Source organism: Amaricoccus sp. W119, from assembly GCF_047275745.1.
In the GTDB taxonomy this organism is placed as follows: Bacteria; Pseudomonadota; Alphaproteobacteria; order Rhodobacterales; family Rhodobacteraceae; genus Amaricoccus.
In genome coordinates, this window is sequence record NZ_JBKQWU010000034.1 from 24,446 (window position 1) to 38,025 (window position 13,580).

14 protein-coding genes and 2 pseudogenes are annotated in these 13,580 nt (G+C 69.2%); 8 read left to right on the forward strand and 8 right to left on the reverse strand.

The genetic code is table 11. The annotated features are described in order from the left end of the window. Window positions 1–38 precede the first annotated feature (38 nt). Window positions 39–875, reverse strand: coding sequence for a universal stress protein (locus ACLJK8_RS15375; RefSeq protein WP_413151225.1), 837 nt, complete (start codon window positions 873–875; stop codon window positions 39–41). Between the two features lie 108 nt (window positions 876–983). Between ACLJK8_RS15375 and ACLJK8_RS15380 the strand changes: the two genes are divergently transcribed. Next, a complete protein-coding gene (locus ACLJK8_RS15380; RefSeq protein ID WP_413151226.1) occupies window positions 984–1,226 on the forward strand; it encodes a hypothetical protein in 243 nt (80 codons plus the stop codon). Here ACLJK8_RS15380 and ACLJK8_RS15385 read toward each other — a convergent pair. Genes ACLJK8_RS15385 through ACLJK8_RS15395 form a run of 3 tightly spaced genes read right to left on the reverse strand, consistent with a single transcriptional unit; the run spans window position 1,145 to window position 3,341 of the window. Further along, the gene (locus ACLJK8_RS15385; RefSeq protein WP_413151239.1) at window positions 1,145–2,020 is read right to left on the reverse strand and encodes an iron chelate uptake ABC transporter family permease subunit; all 876 of its coding nucleotides are present in this window, start codon (window positions 2,018–2,020) and stop codon (window positions 1,145–1,147) included. The two genes, ACLJK8_RS15380 and ACLJK8_RS15385, sit on opposite strands and share 82 nt — an antisense overlap. Window positions 2,021–2,022: 2 nt before the next feature. After that, window positions 2,023–2,805 carry an ATP-binding cassette domain-containing protein gene (locus tag ACLJK8_RS15390; protein WP_413151227.1) on the reverse strand — a complete coding sequence of 261 codons (783 nt, stop codon included), beginning with the start codon at window positions 2,803–2,805 and terminating at the stop codon, window positions 2,023–2,025. Then, on the reverse strand, window positions 2,802–3,341 hold the full coding sequence (locus ACLJK8_RS15395) for a Fur family transcriptional regulator (protein WP_413151228.1): 540 nt from the start codon (window positions 3,339–3,341) through the stop codon (window positions 2,802–2,804). Before ACLJK8_RS15395 ends, ACLJK8_RS15390 begins: the two co-directional genes overlap by 4 nt. A 148-nt stretch (window positions 3,342–3,489) precedes the next feature. On the opposite strand from ACLJK8_RS15395, the gene ACLJK8_RS15400 reads away from it, so the two are divergent. From ACLJK8_RS15400 to ACLJK8_RS15415, 4 genes are all read left to right on the forward strand, one after another. Beyond that, window positions 3,490–4,473, forward strand: a complete 984-nt coding sequence (locus ACLJK8_RS15400; RefSeq protein ID WP_413151229.1) for a zinc ABC transporter substrate-binding protein — start codon at window positions 3,490–3,492, stop codon at window positions 4,471–4,473. A gap of 76 nt (window positions 4,474–4,549) precedes the next feature. Next, entirely contained in the window at window positions 4,550–5,734 is a 1,185-nt protein-coding gene (locus ACLJK8_RS15405; RefSeq protein ID WP_413151230.1) for a CobW family GTP-binding protein, read from the forward strand. An 87-nt stretch (window positions 5,735–5,821) separates the two neighbouring features. Further along, the gene (gene eno / locus ACLJK8_RS15410) at window positions 5,822–7,099 is read left to right on the forward strand and encodes a phosphopyruvate hydratase (RefSeq protein ID WP_413151231.1); all 1,278 of its coding nucleotides are present in this window, start codon (window positions 5,822–5,824) and stop codon (window positions 7,097–7,099) included. Window positions 7,100–7,250: 151 nt separating this feature from the next. Further along, a complete protein-coding gene (locus ACLJK8_RS15415; RefSeq protein WP_413151232.1) occupies window positions 7,251–7,877 on the forward strand; it encodes a thiamine phosphate synthase in 627 nt (208 codons plus the stop codon). A gap of 21 nt (window positions 7,878–7,898) precedes the next feature. On the opposite strand, the gene ACLJK8_RS15420 is transcribed toward ACLJK8_RS15415, so the two are convergent. Next, window positions 7,899–9,155 carry a multidrug effflux MFS transporter gene (locus ACLJK8_RS15420; RefSeq protein WP_413151233.1) on the reverse strand — a complete coding sequence of 419 codons (1,257 nt, stop codon included), beginning with the start codon at window positions 9,153–9,155 and terminating at the stop codon, window positions 7,899–7,901. Beyond that, on the reverse strand, window positions 9,152–9,637 hold the full coding sequence (locus ACLJK8_RS15425; protein ID WP_413151234.1) for a MarR family winged helix-turn-helix transcriptional regulator: 486 nt from the start codon (window positions 9,635–9,637) through the stop codon (window positions 9,152–9,154). Before ACLJK8_RS15425 ends, ACLJK8_RS15420 begins: the two co-directional genes overlap by 4 nt. Window positions 9,638–9,794: 157 nt before the next feature. On the opposite strand from ACLJK8_RS15425, the gene surE reads away from it, so the two are divergent. Genes surE through ACLJK8_RS15440 form a run of 3 tightly spaced genes read left to right on the forward strand, consistent with a single transcriptional unit; the run spans window position 9,795 to window position 12,471 of the window. Beyond that, window positions 9,795–10,577, forward strand: a complete 783-nt coding sequence (gene surE, locus ACLJK8_RS15430) for a 5'/3'-nucleotidase SurE (RefSeq protein ID WP_413151235.1) — start codon at window positions 9,795–9,797, stop codon at window positions 10,575–10,577. A gap of 12 nt (window positions 10,578–10,589) precedes the next feature. After that, window positions 10,590–11,237: a protein-L-isoaspartate(D-aspartate) O-methyltransferase gene (locus ACLJK8_RS15435; protein WP_413151236.1), complete on the forward strand. Its 648-nt coding sequence runs from the start codon at window positions 10,590–10,592 to the stop codon at window positions 11,235–11,237. A gap of 28 nt (window positions 11,238–11,265) precedes the next feature. After that, entirely contained in the window at window positions 11,266–12,471 is a 1,206-nt protein-coding gene (locus ACLJK8_RS15440; RefSeq protein ID WP_413151237.1) for a peptidoglycan DD-metalloendopeptidase family protein, read from the forward strand. 548 nt (window positions 12,472–13,019) lie between these two features. Here the strand turns inward: ACLJK8_RS15440 and ACLJK8_RS15445 are convergent. Further along, window positions 13,020–13,184 (reverse strand): annotated as a pseudogene (locus ACLJK8_RS15445) (transposase); the annotation flags it as partial. A gap of 265 nt (window positions 13,185–13,449) precedes the next feature. Further along, window positions 13,450–13,580: pseudogene (locus tag ACLJK8_RS15450) on the reverse strand (IS5/IS1182 family transposase); the annotation flags it as partial.

A 13,580-nucleotide genomic window follows, 5' to 3' on the forward strand; every position in this document is an offset into this window, starting at 1 on the left:
GCGACGCGGGAGGGTTCGGGCAGCCCTCCCGGCGGCGGCTAATGCGCCATCATCACCGGCACGTCGAGCTTCTGCATCATGTTGGTCGTGGTGCCGCCGAAGAAGCGCTGGCGCAGGCGCGAATGGCCGAAGCCGCCCATCACGATCAGATCGGCGCCGAAATCGGTGGCGGCGCGCAGCAGGATCTCGCTGACGCCCTGCCCTTCGCGCGGCATCCTGTGCACGGTCGTCTTGATCCCGTGCCGCCCGAGGTAGATCGAGAGATCCGACCCCGGCTCTGGCCCGTGCCCGTCGAAGGAGGGCACCGGGTCGATCAGCACCGCGTCGACCGCGGAGGCCGACTTCAGCAGCCCGATCGCATCGCGCACGGATTTCGACGCCTCGACGCTCGCATCCCAGGCGATGATGACCCGGTCGATCCGCGGGAAATGCACCTCAGCCTCCGGCAGGAGCAGGATCGGCCGGCCCGATTCGAAGAGCGCGCCGTTCATCACCCAGTCCTGGGCCTGTTCGGCCTGGGGCGCGCGGGGCGCGATCAGCGTCAGATCGGCGTAACGGGCATAGCGCGCGGCGAGCGAGGTCACGCTGCCCCGGTCGATGAACTGCGGCTCGACGGAATAGGATATGCCCGACGCGGCGAGCACCGCCTCCACCTTGTCGGCCTTGGCCTTCGCATCGGCCTGACCCTGATCGACCTCGCTGGCCCAGAGGTCGTTCGACACCACGCCATAGGGCGAGACCGGTGGTGGCGACGCGACGCCGAGCACCAGCGTCACGAGATGCGCGTCGAGCCCCTGGCAGATGCCGATGGCCCTATTCAGCGCCGCGTCGTCCTGCTCGATGGCGACGGTCATGAACACGGTCTTGAAAGACATTGAGATTCTCCTCATGCGATGCCCCATGATAGACATGCGAGGGCGACCTGCCCATGTCATAGATCAACGGCGCGGATCACGGCGCGCGTCAGACGAGGAGTGGCTGCCATGGCTTTCGAGGATTTTCGGATGGGCGTTGCGATGCTCCTCGACGAAATCGCGAAGAATCCCGACAACAAGCACGAATTGCAGGAATCGCTGCGCGAGAAGCTGACCGAGATGCGCGATCTCGGCCTGCCGCTGCCCGAGGATCTGGTCGAGCTCGAGGATTATCTCGAGGACGATCTCGACGCGGATCGCGAGGAGGCGGATGGCGAGGGCGATGACCCGGTAGATCCCGCCCCCCGCTGATCCCTTCGCCGGGCGGAGGCGGCGAGGGCGTTCGCGAGCACGAGCAGCAGGATCGCCGCGACGACGATCGAGGGGCCGGTCGGGGTGTCATAACTCCACGACGCCCAGATGCCGCCGAGCGTTGCCACCGCCCCGGTCGCGACCGCGAATCCCCACATCTCCTCCGGCTTCCGCGCGAAGGCGCGGGCCGCCGCCGCCGGCACGATCAGCATCGCGGTGATGAGCAGCGCGCCCACGACCTTGAGCGAGACCGCGACGAGAACCGCGAGCGCGAGCGTGAGGATGAGCCGCTCCCGCCCCGCGTCGATCCCCGACGCCGCGGCGAGATCGGGATTGATCGTCGCGATCAGGAGGTTGCGCCAGCGCCAGGCGATCAGCGCGGTCACCAGCGCCGCGCCGGCGTAGATCACCGCGAGGTCGCCGCGGGTGACCGCGAGGATATCGCCGAAGAGATAGCCCATCAGATCGACCCGGACCCCGGTCAGGAAGCTCAGCGCGACGAGACCGGCGGCGAGCGCCGCGTGCGAGGCGACGCCGAGCATCGTGTCCATCGCATAGGTCCGCCCCGAGGCGACCGCCACCGTCAGCGCCATCGCGACCGCCATCGCCGCGACCCCGAGCACCACCGGCAGGTCGAGTGCCAGCGCCAGCGTGACCCCGAGGAGCGCGGCATGCGCCGTCGCATCGCCGAAATAGGCCATCCGGCGCCAGACGACGAAACAGCCGAGCGGCCCGGCGGCGATGGCGACGCCAATCCCGGCGAGACAGGCGCGGACGAGGAAATCTCCGAGCAGGTTCAAGGCTCTTCCTCCACATCCTCGAGCTCGTGATGATGATGGTGGTGCGGGTGGTCCCCGTCACCATGCGCGTGGTCATGCTCGTGGCGATAAAGCGCGAAGGTGCCGCCCGTGCCATGGCCAAAGAGCGCGCGATATTCCGGCGCGGCGGAGACATGCATCGGCGCGCCCGCGCAGCAGACGTGACCGTTGAGGCAGATCACCCGGTCCGATGAGGCCATGACGACATGCAGGTCGTGGCTGACCATCAGCACCGCGCAGCCGAGTTCAGCGCGCAGCGTCTCGACGAGCCGGTAGAAGGCGGCGGTTCCCGGCTGGTCCAGCCCCTGCGCCGCCTCGTCGAGCACGAGCAGGTCGGGCCGGCGCAACAGCGCGTGGGCAAGCATCACCCGCTGGAACTGGCCACCCGAGAGGTCGATCATCTGCCGCCGCTCAAGCCCCGCCGCCCCGACATGGGCGAGCGCGCGGCCCTGCTCGCTCCTGTCGCGGTTCGCGAAGGCGAGGAAGCGGGCGACGGTGAGCGGCATCGTATGGTCGATCGCGAGCCGCTGCGGAACATAGCCGATGACGAGGCCCGGCACCCGGATCACCGAACCCTCGGAGGGGCGGAGCGCCCCGATCAGGAGCCGCACCAGCGTGGTCTTGCCGGAGCCGTTGGGCCCGACGACGGTCACGATCTCGCCCCGCGTGATCGCGATCGAGACATCTCGCAGCACCCGGTTGCCGCCGAGCGTCACGCCCAGCCCCTCGGTCGAGACGAGAACTCCGGGAGCCTCCGTCACGCACCCTCCTCCCGGCAGGCGTCGCAAAGCCCCTCGGCCTCGACCACCAGCGTCTCGATGCTGAAGCCGCTCAGCCGCGCCTCCTCGACCAGGCCGCGCATCGCCTTCGGCGTGGCCGTCTCCGCGACCCGGCGGCAGAGGCGGCAGACGAGAAACGCCGCCGCGTGCGCCGAAACGCCCTCCGAAACGCCTACCGGGCCGCCCGCTGATCCGCGCGCCCGCCCGCCGTGCGTGCAGGCGACGAAGGCGCCGAGACGCTCGATCCGATGCGCGAGCCCGTTGGCGACGAGAAAATCGAGCGCGCGGTAGGCCACCGGCGGCTGGCTGCCCAGCCCGGCGGCGGCGAGCCGGTCCAGCACCTCGTAAGCCGTCATGGCGCGGTGTGATTCGAGCAGCGTCTCCAGCACGAAGGCGCGCGCCGGCGTCAGCCTCAGCTTGCGCGCGCGACAGGTCTCCTCGGCGGCGCGCATCGCCTCGCCCCGACAGGCGCCGTGATCATGGGCATGGAACGGATCGGTGAAGCTTGACGGTCGCATACGTTACTTTGTAACAGATCTCACGCGCGGTTGAACCCGAAAACTATGCGGGTTCGACCGCGGTCACAAGGCGCATGGGCCCGCCGCGCATCGGCCCGCCGCTCATGGGCGCGCCGTTCATGGGCCAACCGATCCGAGGACTGCCTCCATGCTGACCCCCCTGCCCCTCGCGCCGCCGAAGCTGATGCTCGCAGCTCTTCTGACCATCGTCCTGCCGGGCATCGCCGCCGGCGCGCCGGCCGTGGTCACCGACATCGGCCCGGTCGACTCGATCACCGCCCGGGTCATGGCGGGGGTGGGCGCGCCGGAACCGATCCTCCCGGCGGGCGCGGACCCGCACAGCTATTCGCTACGCCCGTCCGAGGCGCGGCGGCTCGGCGAGGCCGATCTGGTGGTCTGGATCGGCCCGGGCATGACGCCCTGGCTCGCGGACCCGCTCGACGCGCTCGCCGGCAATGCGCGGGCGCTGAGGCTCGACGAGGTTCCGGGCCTGACCCTGCTGCCGGTCCGCTCCTCGGGGCCGTTCGAGCCATCGAGCCGCGATCATGGGCACGATCATGGTGGCGATCACGGGCATGACGACGACCAAGGAGACGGGCACGATCACTCCGGGACCGGGATCGACCAGCATCTCTGGCTCGATCCCGCGAACGCCGCCGCTTTCGCCGAGGCGGTCGCGGCGGAGCTGGCGGAACTGGACCCGGAGAACGCCGGGACCTACCGCGCCAACGCAGCCGCGTTCCGCGCCGAGATCGGGGCGTTGGAGGCGGAGGTTTCGGCGATCCTGTCCCCGGCGCGTGGCAAACCCTTCATCGTCTTCCACGACGCCTACCAGTATTTCGAGCATCGGTTCGAGATTCCGGCCGCGGGGTCGGTCGCGCTGCACGACGGCGAGGCCCCGGGGGCGGCGCGGGTCGCCGAGATCCGCGACCGGGTGATCCGTGACAAGGTGGTCTGCGCCTTCTCCGAACCGCAGTTCCCGCCGAAGCTTCTCGCGACCATCACCGAGGGGACCGATGTCCGGGGCGCGGACCTCGACCCCGAGGGAGTTGGCCTCGCGGCGGGACCGGAGCTCTACCCGACGCTGATCCGGACCCTCGCGACCGACCTCGCCGCCTGCCTCGACGGCTGACGCGGAGGCGACGTTTCGGCTTTGCAGCGACCGCCTTACGGGGCATATCCTGCGCCGGGAACGCGAGGGGGCCGTCATGACCGATACGAATTCCGATGCTGGCGCGACGCCACCGAGGATTCCCGTCACCATCCTGACGGGCTTTCTCGGCGCGGGAAAGACCACCCTCCTGAACCGGCTTCTCCGCGAGGACGGTTTCCGTGACACGGCGGTGATCGTGAACGAGTTCGGCGCCGTCGGCATCGACGGCGATCTGGTCGAGGAGGCCGACGGTCGGGCCTTCGCCGAGACGACCGGCTGCCTCTGCTGCACCGTCGCGGGCGACATCCGCCTGACGCTGATCCGGCTCGCCGACGCGGCGAAGGCGGGCACGGGTCCCGCCTTCTCCCGGCTCGTGGTCGAGACCACGGGCCTCGCCGATCCCGCGCCGGTGCTCCATGCGCTGATGACGAGCGACGAGGTGATCGACCGCTATGTGCTGAACGGCGTCGTGACGGTGGTGGACGCGGCCAGCGGCGCGGCGACGCTCGACCGGTTTCCGGAGGCCCGCGCGCAGGCCGGCGTCGCCGACCTCATCCTGCTCTCCAAGACCGATCTGGCGGAGCCCGCCGACGCCGATGCGCTCCGGGACCGGCTCGGCGGAAGCAACCCGAACGCGCGCATGATCGACGCGGGCGCGGCGCGGGCCGGTGATGTCTTCGGCCTCGCGGCCTTCGATCCGGCGCTCAAAGCGCCGGAGGTGGCGGACTGGCTCCGTTTCGACGCCGACCATAACCACAACCACGACCATGACCGGGCCCACGACCGGGCCGTGAACCGCCACGGCGCGGATATCGAGGCCTTCTGCTACGAGGGGCGGGAGCCGATCAATCCCTGGGACGCCCAGGATCTGATCGGCATGCTTCAGGACAAGCTCGGGCCGGATCTCCTGCGGATGAAGGCGATCTGCCAGCTCGACGAGGACCCCGACACGGCGGTGATCCTCCACGTCGTCCAGCACATCATGCATCCGCCCGCCCGCCGGAAGGGCTGGCCCGGCGGCATGGCGCCGACGACCCGGATCGTGGTGATCGCGCGGGGCGAGAAGCGGGCCGTGGTACCGGCGGCCTTCGCCCGGTTCCTGCCGGCGCTCTCGTCCGCGGGGGAACCGCGCCGGGATGACGCCGACGCGCCGGGACATCATCACGGGCATGATCATGGACACGACCACGGGCACGCGCATGGCGGCGAACATGCCGAAGGAGGGCCGGAACGCGCCTGAACGCCGGCTTTTCGCGGTTTCCCCCCGCGGAAGTTTGCTCTAAGCAAGCGAAAGCCTCAGAACCGGGATACGGGGGAGTATCGGAATATGTCGGTCATCATCGACGTCGTCGCGCGTGAAATCCTCGACAGCCGGGGCAACCCGACCGTCGAGGTCGATGTCCTGCTCGAAGACGGCGCCATGGGCCGGGCGGCTGTGCCCTCGGGCGCATCCACCGGCGCGCATGAGGCGGTGGAGCTCCGCGACGGCGATGCGAAGCGTTTCGGCGGCAAGGGCGTGCTGAAGGCGGTCGAAGCCGTCGACGGGCCGATCTGCGAAGCGATCACCGGCCTGCGCGCCACCGATCAGGTCGCGATCGACACGCTGATGCTTGAGCTTGACGGCACGCCGAACAAGGCCAAGCTCGGGGCCAATGCCATCCTGGGCGTCAGCCTCGCCACCGCGAAGGCCGCCGCCCAGAGCCTCGGCATGCCGCTCTACCGCTACATCGGCGGCACCTCGGCCCGCGTCCTGCCGGTTCCGATGATGAACATCATCAACGGCGGCGCCCATGCCGACAACCCGATCGACATCCAGGAATTCATGGTCATGCCGGTCGGCGCCGAGACCTGCTCGGAATCGATCCGGATCGGCGCGGAGATCTTCCACGCGCTGAAGAAGAACCTCTCCAAGGCCGGCCACAACACCGCCGTCGGCGACGAGGGCGGCTTCGCGCCGAACCTTTCCTCCACCAACGAGGCGCTCGATTTCATCGTGAAGTCGATCGAGACCGCCGGCTACAAGCCCGGCGAAGACGTCTATGTCGCGCTCGATTGCGCGGCGACCGAGTATTTCAAGGACGGCGTCTACGACATGGCGGGCGAGGGCAAGAAGCGCTCGCCCTCGGAGAATGCGAGCTATCTCGCGGGGCTCGTCGACAACTACCCGATCATCTCGATCGAGGACGGCATGTCCGAGGATGACTGGGAGGGCTGGAAGCTCCTGACCGAGGCGATCGGCGGCCGCTGCCAGCTCGTCGGCGACGATCTCTTCGTCACCAACACCAGGCGGCTCGCGGAGGGCATCGAGAAGGGCGTCGGCAATTCGATCCTCGTCAAGGTGAACCAGATCGGCTCGCTGACCGAGACGCTCGCCGCCGTCGACATGGCGCATCGCGCCGGATACACGGCCGTGATGTCGCATCGTTCGGGCGAGACCGAGGATTCGACCATCGCAGATCTCGCGGTCGCGACCAACTGCGGCCAGATCAAGACCGGCTCCCTGTCGCGCTCGGATCGGCTTGCGAAGTACAACCAGCTGATTCGTCTCGAGGAGGATCTCGGCGAACACGCGATCTTCGCCGGGCGTTCGATCCTGCGCCGCTGAGCCGACCGGAGGGAGGTATCCCGCCACGCGCGGGACACCCGCTCAGCCCCACGGCGGCCACGCTCTTCGCGGGGGGTGGCCGCGCCTCGCAGACCCCGCTCCAACCCCGGACCGCCCCGCCCGGGCGCATGCCCGCCAGACGGTCGAACCAATGCCCAACGAAGACACGGCGAAGCTCTATCTCATCACGCCGCCCGCGCCGCGGCTCGCCGATTTCTCCGACACGCTCGCGGGTCTGCTCGACCGGTTCGAGATCGCCTGTGTCCGCCTCAGCCTCGCCACGCGGTCGGAGGAGGACATCGCCCGCGCCGCCGACACCCTGCGCGAGGTCTGCCACCGCCGCGACGTGCCGCTGGTGTTGTCGGACCATTTCCTGATGGTCGAGCGACTCGGGCTCGACGGCGTGCATCTCTCCGACGGAGCGCGGCAGGTGCGCGCGGCGCGCAAGGCCCTGCGGCAGGATGCGATCGTCGGCACCTACGCCCATGCCTCGCGGCACGACGGGATGACGGCGGGCGAGATCGGGGCGGATTACGTTTCCTTCGGACCGATCAGCCCGTCGAGTCTCGGCGACGGCGCGCTCGCGCCCTTCGAGCTTTTCGAATGGTGGTCGGAGATGATCGAGATCCCCGTAATGGCCGAGGGTGGTCTCAGCCCGGATCAGGCGGCGGATCTCGCGCGGGCGGCGGATTTCATTGCCTTGGGCGAGGAACTCTGGAACCATCCGGACGGCGCCTCGGCCGCGCTGCACGGCTTCGTCGCCCGACTGGGCGCCTGACCTCGCGATCCGACCCGACCCTCAGGCGAGGGGCGGCCCCTCCAGCCGAAGGCGCCGCCGGTGGCCGATGTAGCCGAGCGAGCAGACGAGCCCCATCAGCGGAATGAGCACCGCCATCGCGCGCACCGGATCGCCCATCAGCGCGCCGAGCGAGCCGACGACGAGCCCCGCGCCCATCTGGATGAACCCCGTCATCGACGCCGCCGCTCCGCCCGCCCGCGGGAAGGGCGCCATGGCCGCCGTCATCATCGCCGGCATCACGAAGCCGACGCCGAAGACATAGACCGCCACCGGCCCCATGACGCGGAGGAAGCTCGGCTCCCAGAGCAGGAGCAGCGTCAGCCCCAGCCCGCCGGTCACGCAGCAGATGACGCCCGGCAGCACCAGCCGCTCCGCCCCCAGCCGCGCCATCAGCGGCCGGGCGAGGAGCGAGGCGGCGAAGAAGGAGCCGCTCTGCATCAGCATGCCGAGACCGAACTCCGCCGGGCTGAGCCCGACCCGGTCCATCAGGATGAAGGGCAGGAAGGTGGCCTGCGCGTAGATCGCGCCGACCCCGCCCGCGATCACCGCCGTCGCGGTCAGGAACCGCGGCTCGCGCAGGATCGCCGCGTAGGTCCGGGCGATCTCTCCGACCCGCGGGCGGCGCCGCGGCCCCGGCGCCGTCTCGCGCATGAAGAGGCCGGTCACGCCGATGACGAGCAGGCCGATCCCGGCCATCGTCATGAAGATCGAGCGCCAGCCGAACCAGACGAGCAGGAACCCGCCCACGGTCGGCGCGAGCGCGGGCCCGACCGACAGGATGATGCCGATGACGTTCAGGACGCGCGACGATTCCTCGCCCGAGAACAGGTCGCGCACCACGGCGCGCGCGATGATGACCCCGGCCGCCGCGCCGATGCCCTGGGCGAACCGCGCGGCCATCAGCACCTCGACGCCGGGCGCCCAGAGCGCGAGCAGACTGGCCGCGAAATAGATCCCCATGAAGAGAAACGTCACCGGCCGCCGGCCGAGGGCGTCGGACAAGGGTCCGGCGATCAGCTGCGCCCCGGCGAAACCACCGAAATAGAGCGTGAGCGTCATCTTCACCGCCGCCTCGGTCGTGGCGAAGGCATGCACGATCTCCGGCATGGCGGGGGTGTAGATCGACATCGAGACCGGGCCGATCGCGGTCAGCATGGCGCCGATCGCCCCGACGCGCCGCGCGGTCATCACCGGCTGGGGAGCCGGTCCGGGAGTCCGCGCGCCGTTCAGGGCCGGAGTTCCGTCGATCGTCGTCATGATCGCCGCTCCTCCGGACCCGCGTCCTCGCCCACGCCGCCCCGCGCGCGCCGCAGGTTCTCGATGGCCCGCCGCGTCACGTCCTGAAACCGGAGCCAGTCGGCCTCGGAGATCCCGGAGCGGGCCGTCGCCCGCGCGGCGACGCCCGCGCGGGCGATCGTGGCCAGCACGGGCCCGGCGGCCTCGGTCAGCGCCACCAGCTTCGCGCGCCCGTCACGCGGATCGGCGATCCGCGCGATCAGCCCCTGGGCTTCCAGGCGGTCGAGGAAGCCCGTGAGGCTCATCGGCCCGATGCCGAGGCGCTCCGCCAGCACATGCTGCCGCGTCTGGCCGCCGCGGGCCACGTGGGCGAGCACCCGCGCCTCCGCCGGCGTGACCGCGACCGGCTCCTCCGCGATCCGCCGCTCGAATTCGAGTCGCATGAGCCGCGCGAGATCGCCGACGAGGAAGGACGCGCTCCCGGGATCGATCGAAGCCGACATGCAAGTGCCTCCGATGAGAGCGATAAAGTATGCCTGCCTTACTATATCGCCATCTCGGGCAACGCCAGCGGCGATTCCCGCGTCCGCGTCGGGGCCACCCGCTGGACGGAGAGGGGCAAACCCCCTTAGAAACGGGCACGAACCCCAAGGAGCACGCATGCGCATTCTGATCACCAACGATGATGGCATCAGCGCGCCTGGCCTCGTCGTCGCCGAGGAAATCGGCCGCGAAATCGCCGGGCCGGACGGCGAGGTCTGGATCGTCGCCCCCGCCTTCGAACAATCCGGAGTCGGGCACTGCGTCTCCTATATCCGCCCGATGCGGATCGAGCCGCTCGGCGAGCGGCGCTTCGCGGTCGAGGGTTCGCCCGCCGATTGCGTTCTCGCCGCCGTCGGCGACATTCTCGCCGACACGCCGCCGGATCTCATCCTCTCGGGGGTGAACCGGGGACATAACGTCGCCGAGGACACGCTCTATTCGGGCACGATCGGCGGCGCGATGGAGGGCGCCCTGCACGGCTTCCGCTCGATCGCGCTCTCGCAGTATTTCGGCCGTCCGCGGCCCGATCTCGATCTCTTCGCCGCCGCGCGGGCGCATGGCGCGGATGTGGTCCGGCGGCTCCTCAAGGGCGCCAGCTGGTCGAAGACCGGCTACCGGCTTTTCTACAACGTGAACTTTCCCGCCGTGTCGCCGGGCGAGGTCCGGGGGCTGCGCGCCACCGCGCAAGGCAATCGCGCCGGCCCGACCTTCGGGACCCAGCCGCATATCTCGCCGAACGGGCGGCGCTATCTCTGGCTCACCCATGGCCATGGCAATTCCGATACCGCGCCAGGGACCGATGCCCGCGAGTGCCACGACGGTTATGTCACCGTCACGCCGCTCAGCGCGGATCTGACCGTGCGCGACCAGATCGAACCACTCGCCCAGGCGCTCGCATAGGAGAAGACGCCGATGGACCCCCTCGAGAGCCAGATGCAGTTCGTCTTCAACCTGCGCTCCCGCGGGATTACCAACGCCGATGTGCTAAAGGCGATGGAGAAGACGCGGCGGGCGGATTTCCTCGAAGGCATCTTCCTCGAGCGGTCCTACGAGGACACGCCGCTGCCGATCGCCTGCGGCCAGACGATCAGCCAGCCGACCGTGGTCGGGCTGATGACCCAGGCGCTCGATGTCACGCGGCGCTGCAAGGTGCTCGAGATCGGCACCGGCTCCGGCTATCAGGCGGCGATCCTGTCGCATCTCGCCCGGCGGGTCTATTCCGTCGAGCGTCACCGCGCCCTCGCGCTCCGCGCGCGCGACCTGCTGCGGCGGATGGAGCTCGGCAACATCACCGTGGTGCATGGCGACGGGTCGATGGGACTGCCGGAACAGGCGCCCTTCGACCGCATCATGCTGACCGCCGCCGCCGAGGACCCGCCGCGCAACCTGCTCGACCAGCTTCGCATCGGGGGGGTCATGGTGCTGCCGGTCGGCCAGACCGACGCGGTGCAGCAGCTGATCCGGGTCGACAAGAGCGAAACCGGCTATGAATACACCGATCTCGGCGCCGTGCGGTTCGTGCCCCTTGTGGAGGGAGTCGCCGAGGATGTATCCGACTGAAACCAGCTTGAACCCGGGGAAATCGACCATGCGAGACGCCAGACCGCCGAGATCCGGCCTTCCCGTCGGCCCGGCCCGTTCCGAGCGCCGGACCACCCTGCCCGGCGCCGCGGCGCTTCTGATATCGAGCGCGCTGGCGCTCTCGGGCTGCGCCGGCTACGAGGACTTCAATCCCTTCGGCGGTGGTGGCGGCGCACCCGCGCCGACCGGGGTGATCGCCAACCAGGCGCCGGACGCGCGGGGTGTCATCACCTATGCCTCCTATCAGGTCGTCGTCGCGCGCGACGGTGACACGGTGGCGACGATCGCCAACCGTCTCGGCCTGACGCCGGCCGACCTCGCCGGCCGCAACTCGCTTCCGGCCGACTACATGCTACGTCAGGGCGAGATCCTGCTGCTGCCGGACAGCTTTCCCCGGCCGAGCGCGCTCGGAGGCGATGTGACGACGCAATCGCTCGACGGCGGCTGGAGCCCGGAACGGGCTTCCCAGGCGATCGACGGCGGCGCGACGACGGTGGGCGCGGGCACGACGAACCCGTTCCAGAACGGCCAGGGCGCGCCGCTGATCGACCCGGTGCGCCACCGCGTCGAAGCGGGCGAGACCGCCTATTCGATCGCCCGGCTCTACGGCGTCTCGGTCACCGCGCTCGCCTCCTGGAACGGCCTCGGCCCCGATCTCGCGGTACGCACGAGCCAGGAACTGCTGATCCCGATCGTGAGCGGCGCGAACAGCATCTCCTCCGATCCGGCGAGCGAAACGCCCGGACAGGCGACACCGATCACCGCGCCGCCGAGCGCCTCGACTCCGCTGCCGGAGAACATCGAGACACCGGAGACGCCGGTCGCGCCCGATCTCGGCCAGTACCGCACGCCGCAGGGCGGAAGGTTGCAGGCACCGGTCTCGGGGGCCATCGCCCGGCCCTACGATACCGCCGATCCGAACGGCGTCGGCTACTCGGCGGCGGCCGGAACCCCGGTCCGGGCGGCGGGCGATGGCGAGGTGGCGCTGATCTCGAACGAACTCGGCGGCCAGGGGTCCATCGTTCTCATCCGCCACCGCGACGATCTGATGACGACCTACAGCACGCTCTCCAACGTCTCGGTCCAGAAAGGCGACAGCGTCAGCGCCGGCCAGGTCATCGGCAATGTCGCCCCGCGCGACCGGCCGGAGCTGCAGTTCGATGTCTTCCGCGGCACCACCAGCGTCGATCCCCGGGCCTATCTCCCGAACTGACGCCTGAGAACTGACGCCGGAATCGAACGCGCCCGGGACATGGGCCCCGGGCGCGCGGACTTTCCCGAATACAGGCCACGCGGGCGCGTGGCCCCCCGCGCCGGTCCTAGTCACCTGAATCTAACGTTCGCCGCATAGGGCTTTCTGGGTTCTCTGACAGAAGCGCTTGACGGCGGCGAGGATTTCGTCGGCGGATTTGACCCAATTGTAGGGCTTTGGGTTTTCGTTGTGGGCCTCGATGAATGCGACGATATCAACCTCCNCATAGGGCTTTCTGGGTTCTCTGACAGAAGCGCTTGACGGCGGCGAGGATTTCGTCGGCGGATTTGACCCAATTGTAGGGCTTTGGGTTTTCGTTGTGGGCCTCGATGAATGCGACGATATCAACCTCCAACTCCGCCGTCGAGCGATGGACGCCGCGACGGAGCCGCTTCCGGGTCAGCTCCGCGAACCAGCGTTCGATCTGGTTGATCCAGCTCCGCGAGATCGTGCCCCATCTGTTGGTGTAGCTCACGGCGGGCCTGGCGCTGACTGGCCGGCGGAGCTGGTCAGTCGCGCTGAGCGGCAGGCAAGCTGACGGTGAGATCATCGCGGATCGGCGCGAGCGTTTCCAGCGTGAGATAGCGACCGCGCTGGACGGTCCATTCCTCGGTCTGCTCCATGAGAATGGCACCGACGAGCCGCCGGATCGAGGCCTCGTTCGGGAAGATCCCCGGCCTTATGTATCAAGAGCACCATGGCCCTAACATAGCCTCAAGCGGTTGAATCCGCTAGGCTAAAGCATGGGAACCGAATTCCGCCCTAACCAGATCTCAGCCGCGAGCATCAACAACCGGACACCCTGAAGAACGGGGCTTGAGAGCATCATTTGGGCGCCGAGGCGCTGTCTTGGGCGTTCTGGTACGCATATGATGACCGTTTCCGCGCTTTCACCGGGCGCTCCGGGGACCGGGGTCGCCGTTTCCCGGCTGTTGTGCTTCACGCGGCCGCTTCCCTCCGCTCCAGGAAGACGAGCCGCTTCATGTCGAAGGCGATGTTGGCCAGGCCGATCTTCACCTTGGCGCGGGCGATGCCGATGGTCCTCACGCACAGTCCCATGCGCCCCTTTT

What these genes read in the sequence shown, in the direction of transcription:
- ACLJK8_RS15375 (WP_413151225.1), bottom strand. Translation starts at nt 875, where the DNA reads ATGTCTTTCAAGACCGTGTTCATGACCGTCGCCATCGAGCAGGACGAC.
- ACLJK8_RS15380 (WP_413151226.1), top strand. Translation starts at nt 984, where the DNA reads ATGGCTTTCGAGGATTTTCGGATGGGCGTTGCGATGCTCCTCGACGAA.
- ACLJK8_RS15395 (WP_413151228.1), bottom strand. Translation starts at nt 3,341, where the DNA reads ATGCGACCGTCAAGCTTCACCGATCCGTTCCATGCCCATGATCACGGC.
- ACLJK8_RS15400 (WP_413151229.1), top strand. Translation starts at nt 3,490, where the DNA reads ATGCTGACCCCCCTGCCCCTCGCGCCGCCGAAGCTGATGCTCGCAGCT.
- ACLJK8_RS15405 (WP_413151230.1), top strand. Translation starts at nt 4,550, where the DNA reads ATGACCGATACGAATTCCGATGCTGGCGCGACGCCACCGAGGATTCCC.
- eno (WP_413151231.1), top strand. Translation starts at nt 5,822, where the DNA reads ATGTCGGTCATCATCGACGTCGTCGCGCGTGAAATCCTCGACAGCCGG.
- ACLJK8_RS15415 (WP_413151232.1), top strand. Translation starts at nt 7,251, where the DNA reads ATGCCCAACGAAGACACGGCGAAGCTCTATCTCATCACGCCGCCCGCG.
- ACLJK8_RS15420 (WP_413151233.1), bottom strand. Translation starts at nt 9,155, where the DNA reads ATGACGACGATCGACGGAACTCCGGCCCTGAACGGCGCGCGGACTCCC.
- ACLJK8_RS15425 (WP_413151234.1), bottom strand. Translation starts at nt 9,637, where the DNA reads ATGTCGGCTTCGATCGATCCCGGGAGCGCGTCCTTCCTCGTCGGCGAT.
- surE (WP_413151235.1), top strand. Translation starts at nt 9,795, where the DNA reads ATGCGCATTCTGATCACCAACGATGATGGCATCAGCGCGCCTGGCCTC.
- ACLJK8_RS15435 (WP_413151236.1), top strand. Translation starts at nt 10,590, where the DNA reads ATGGACCCCCTCGAGAGCCAGATGCAGTTCGTCTTCAACCTGCGCTCC.
- ACLJK8_RS15440 (WP_413151237.1), top strand. Translation starts at nt 11,266, where the DNA reads ATGCGAGACGCCAGACCGCCGAGATCCGGCCTTCCCGTCGGCCCGGCC.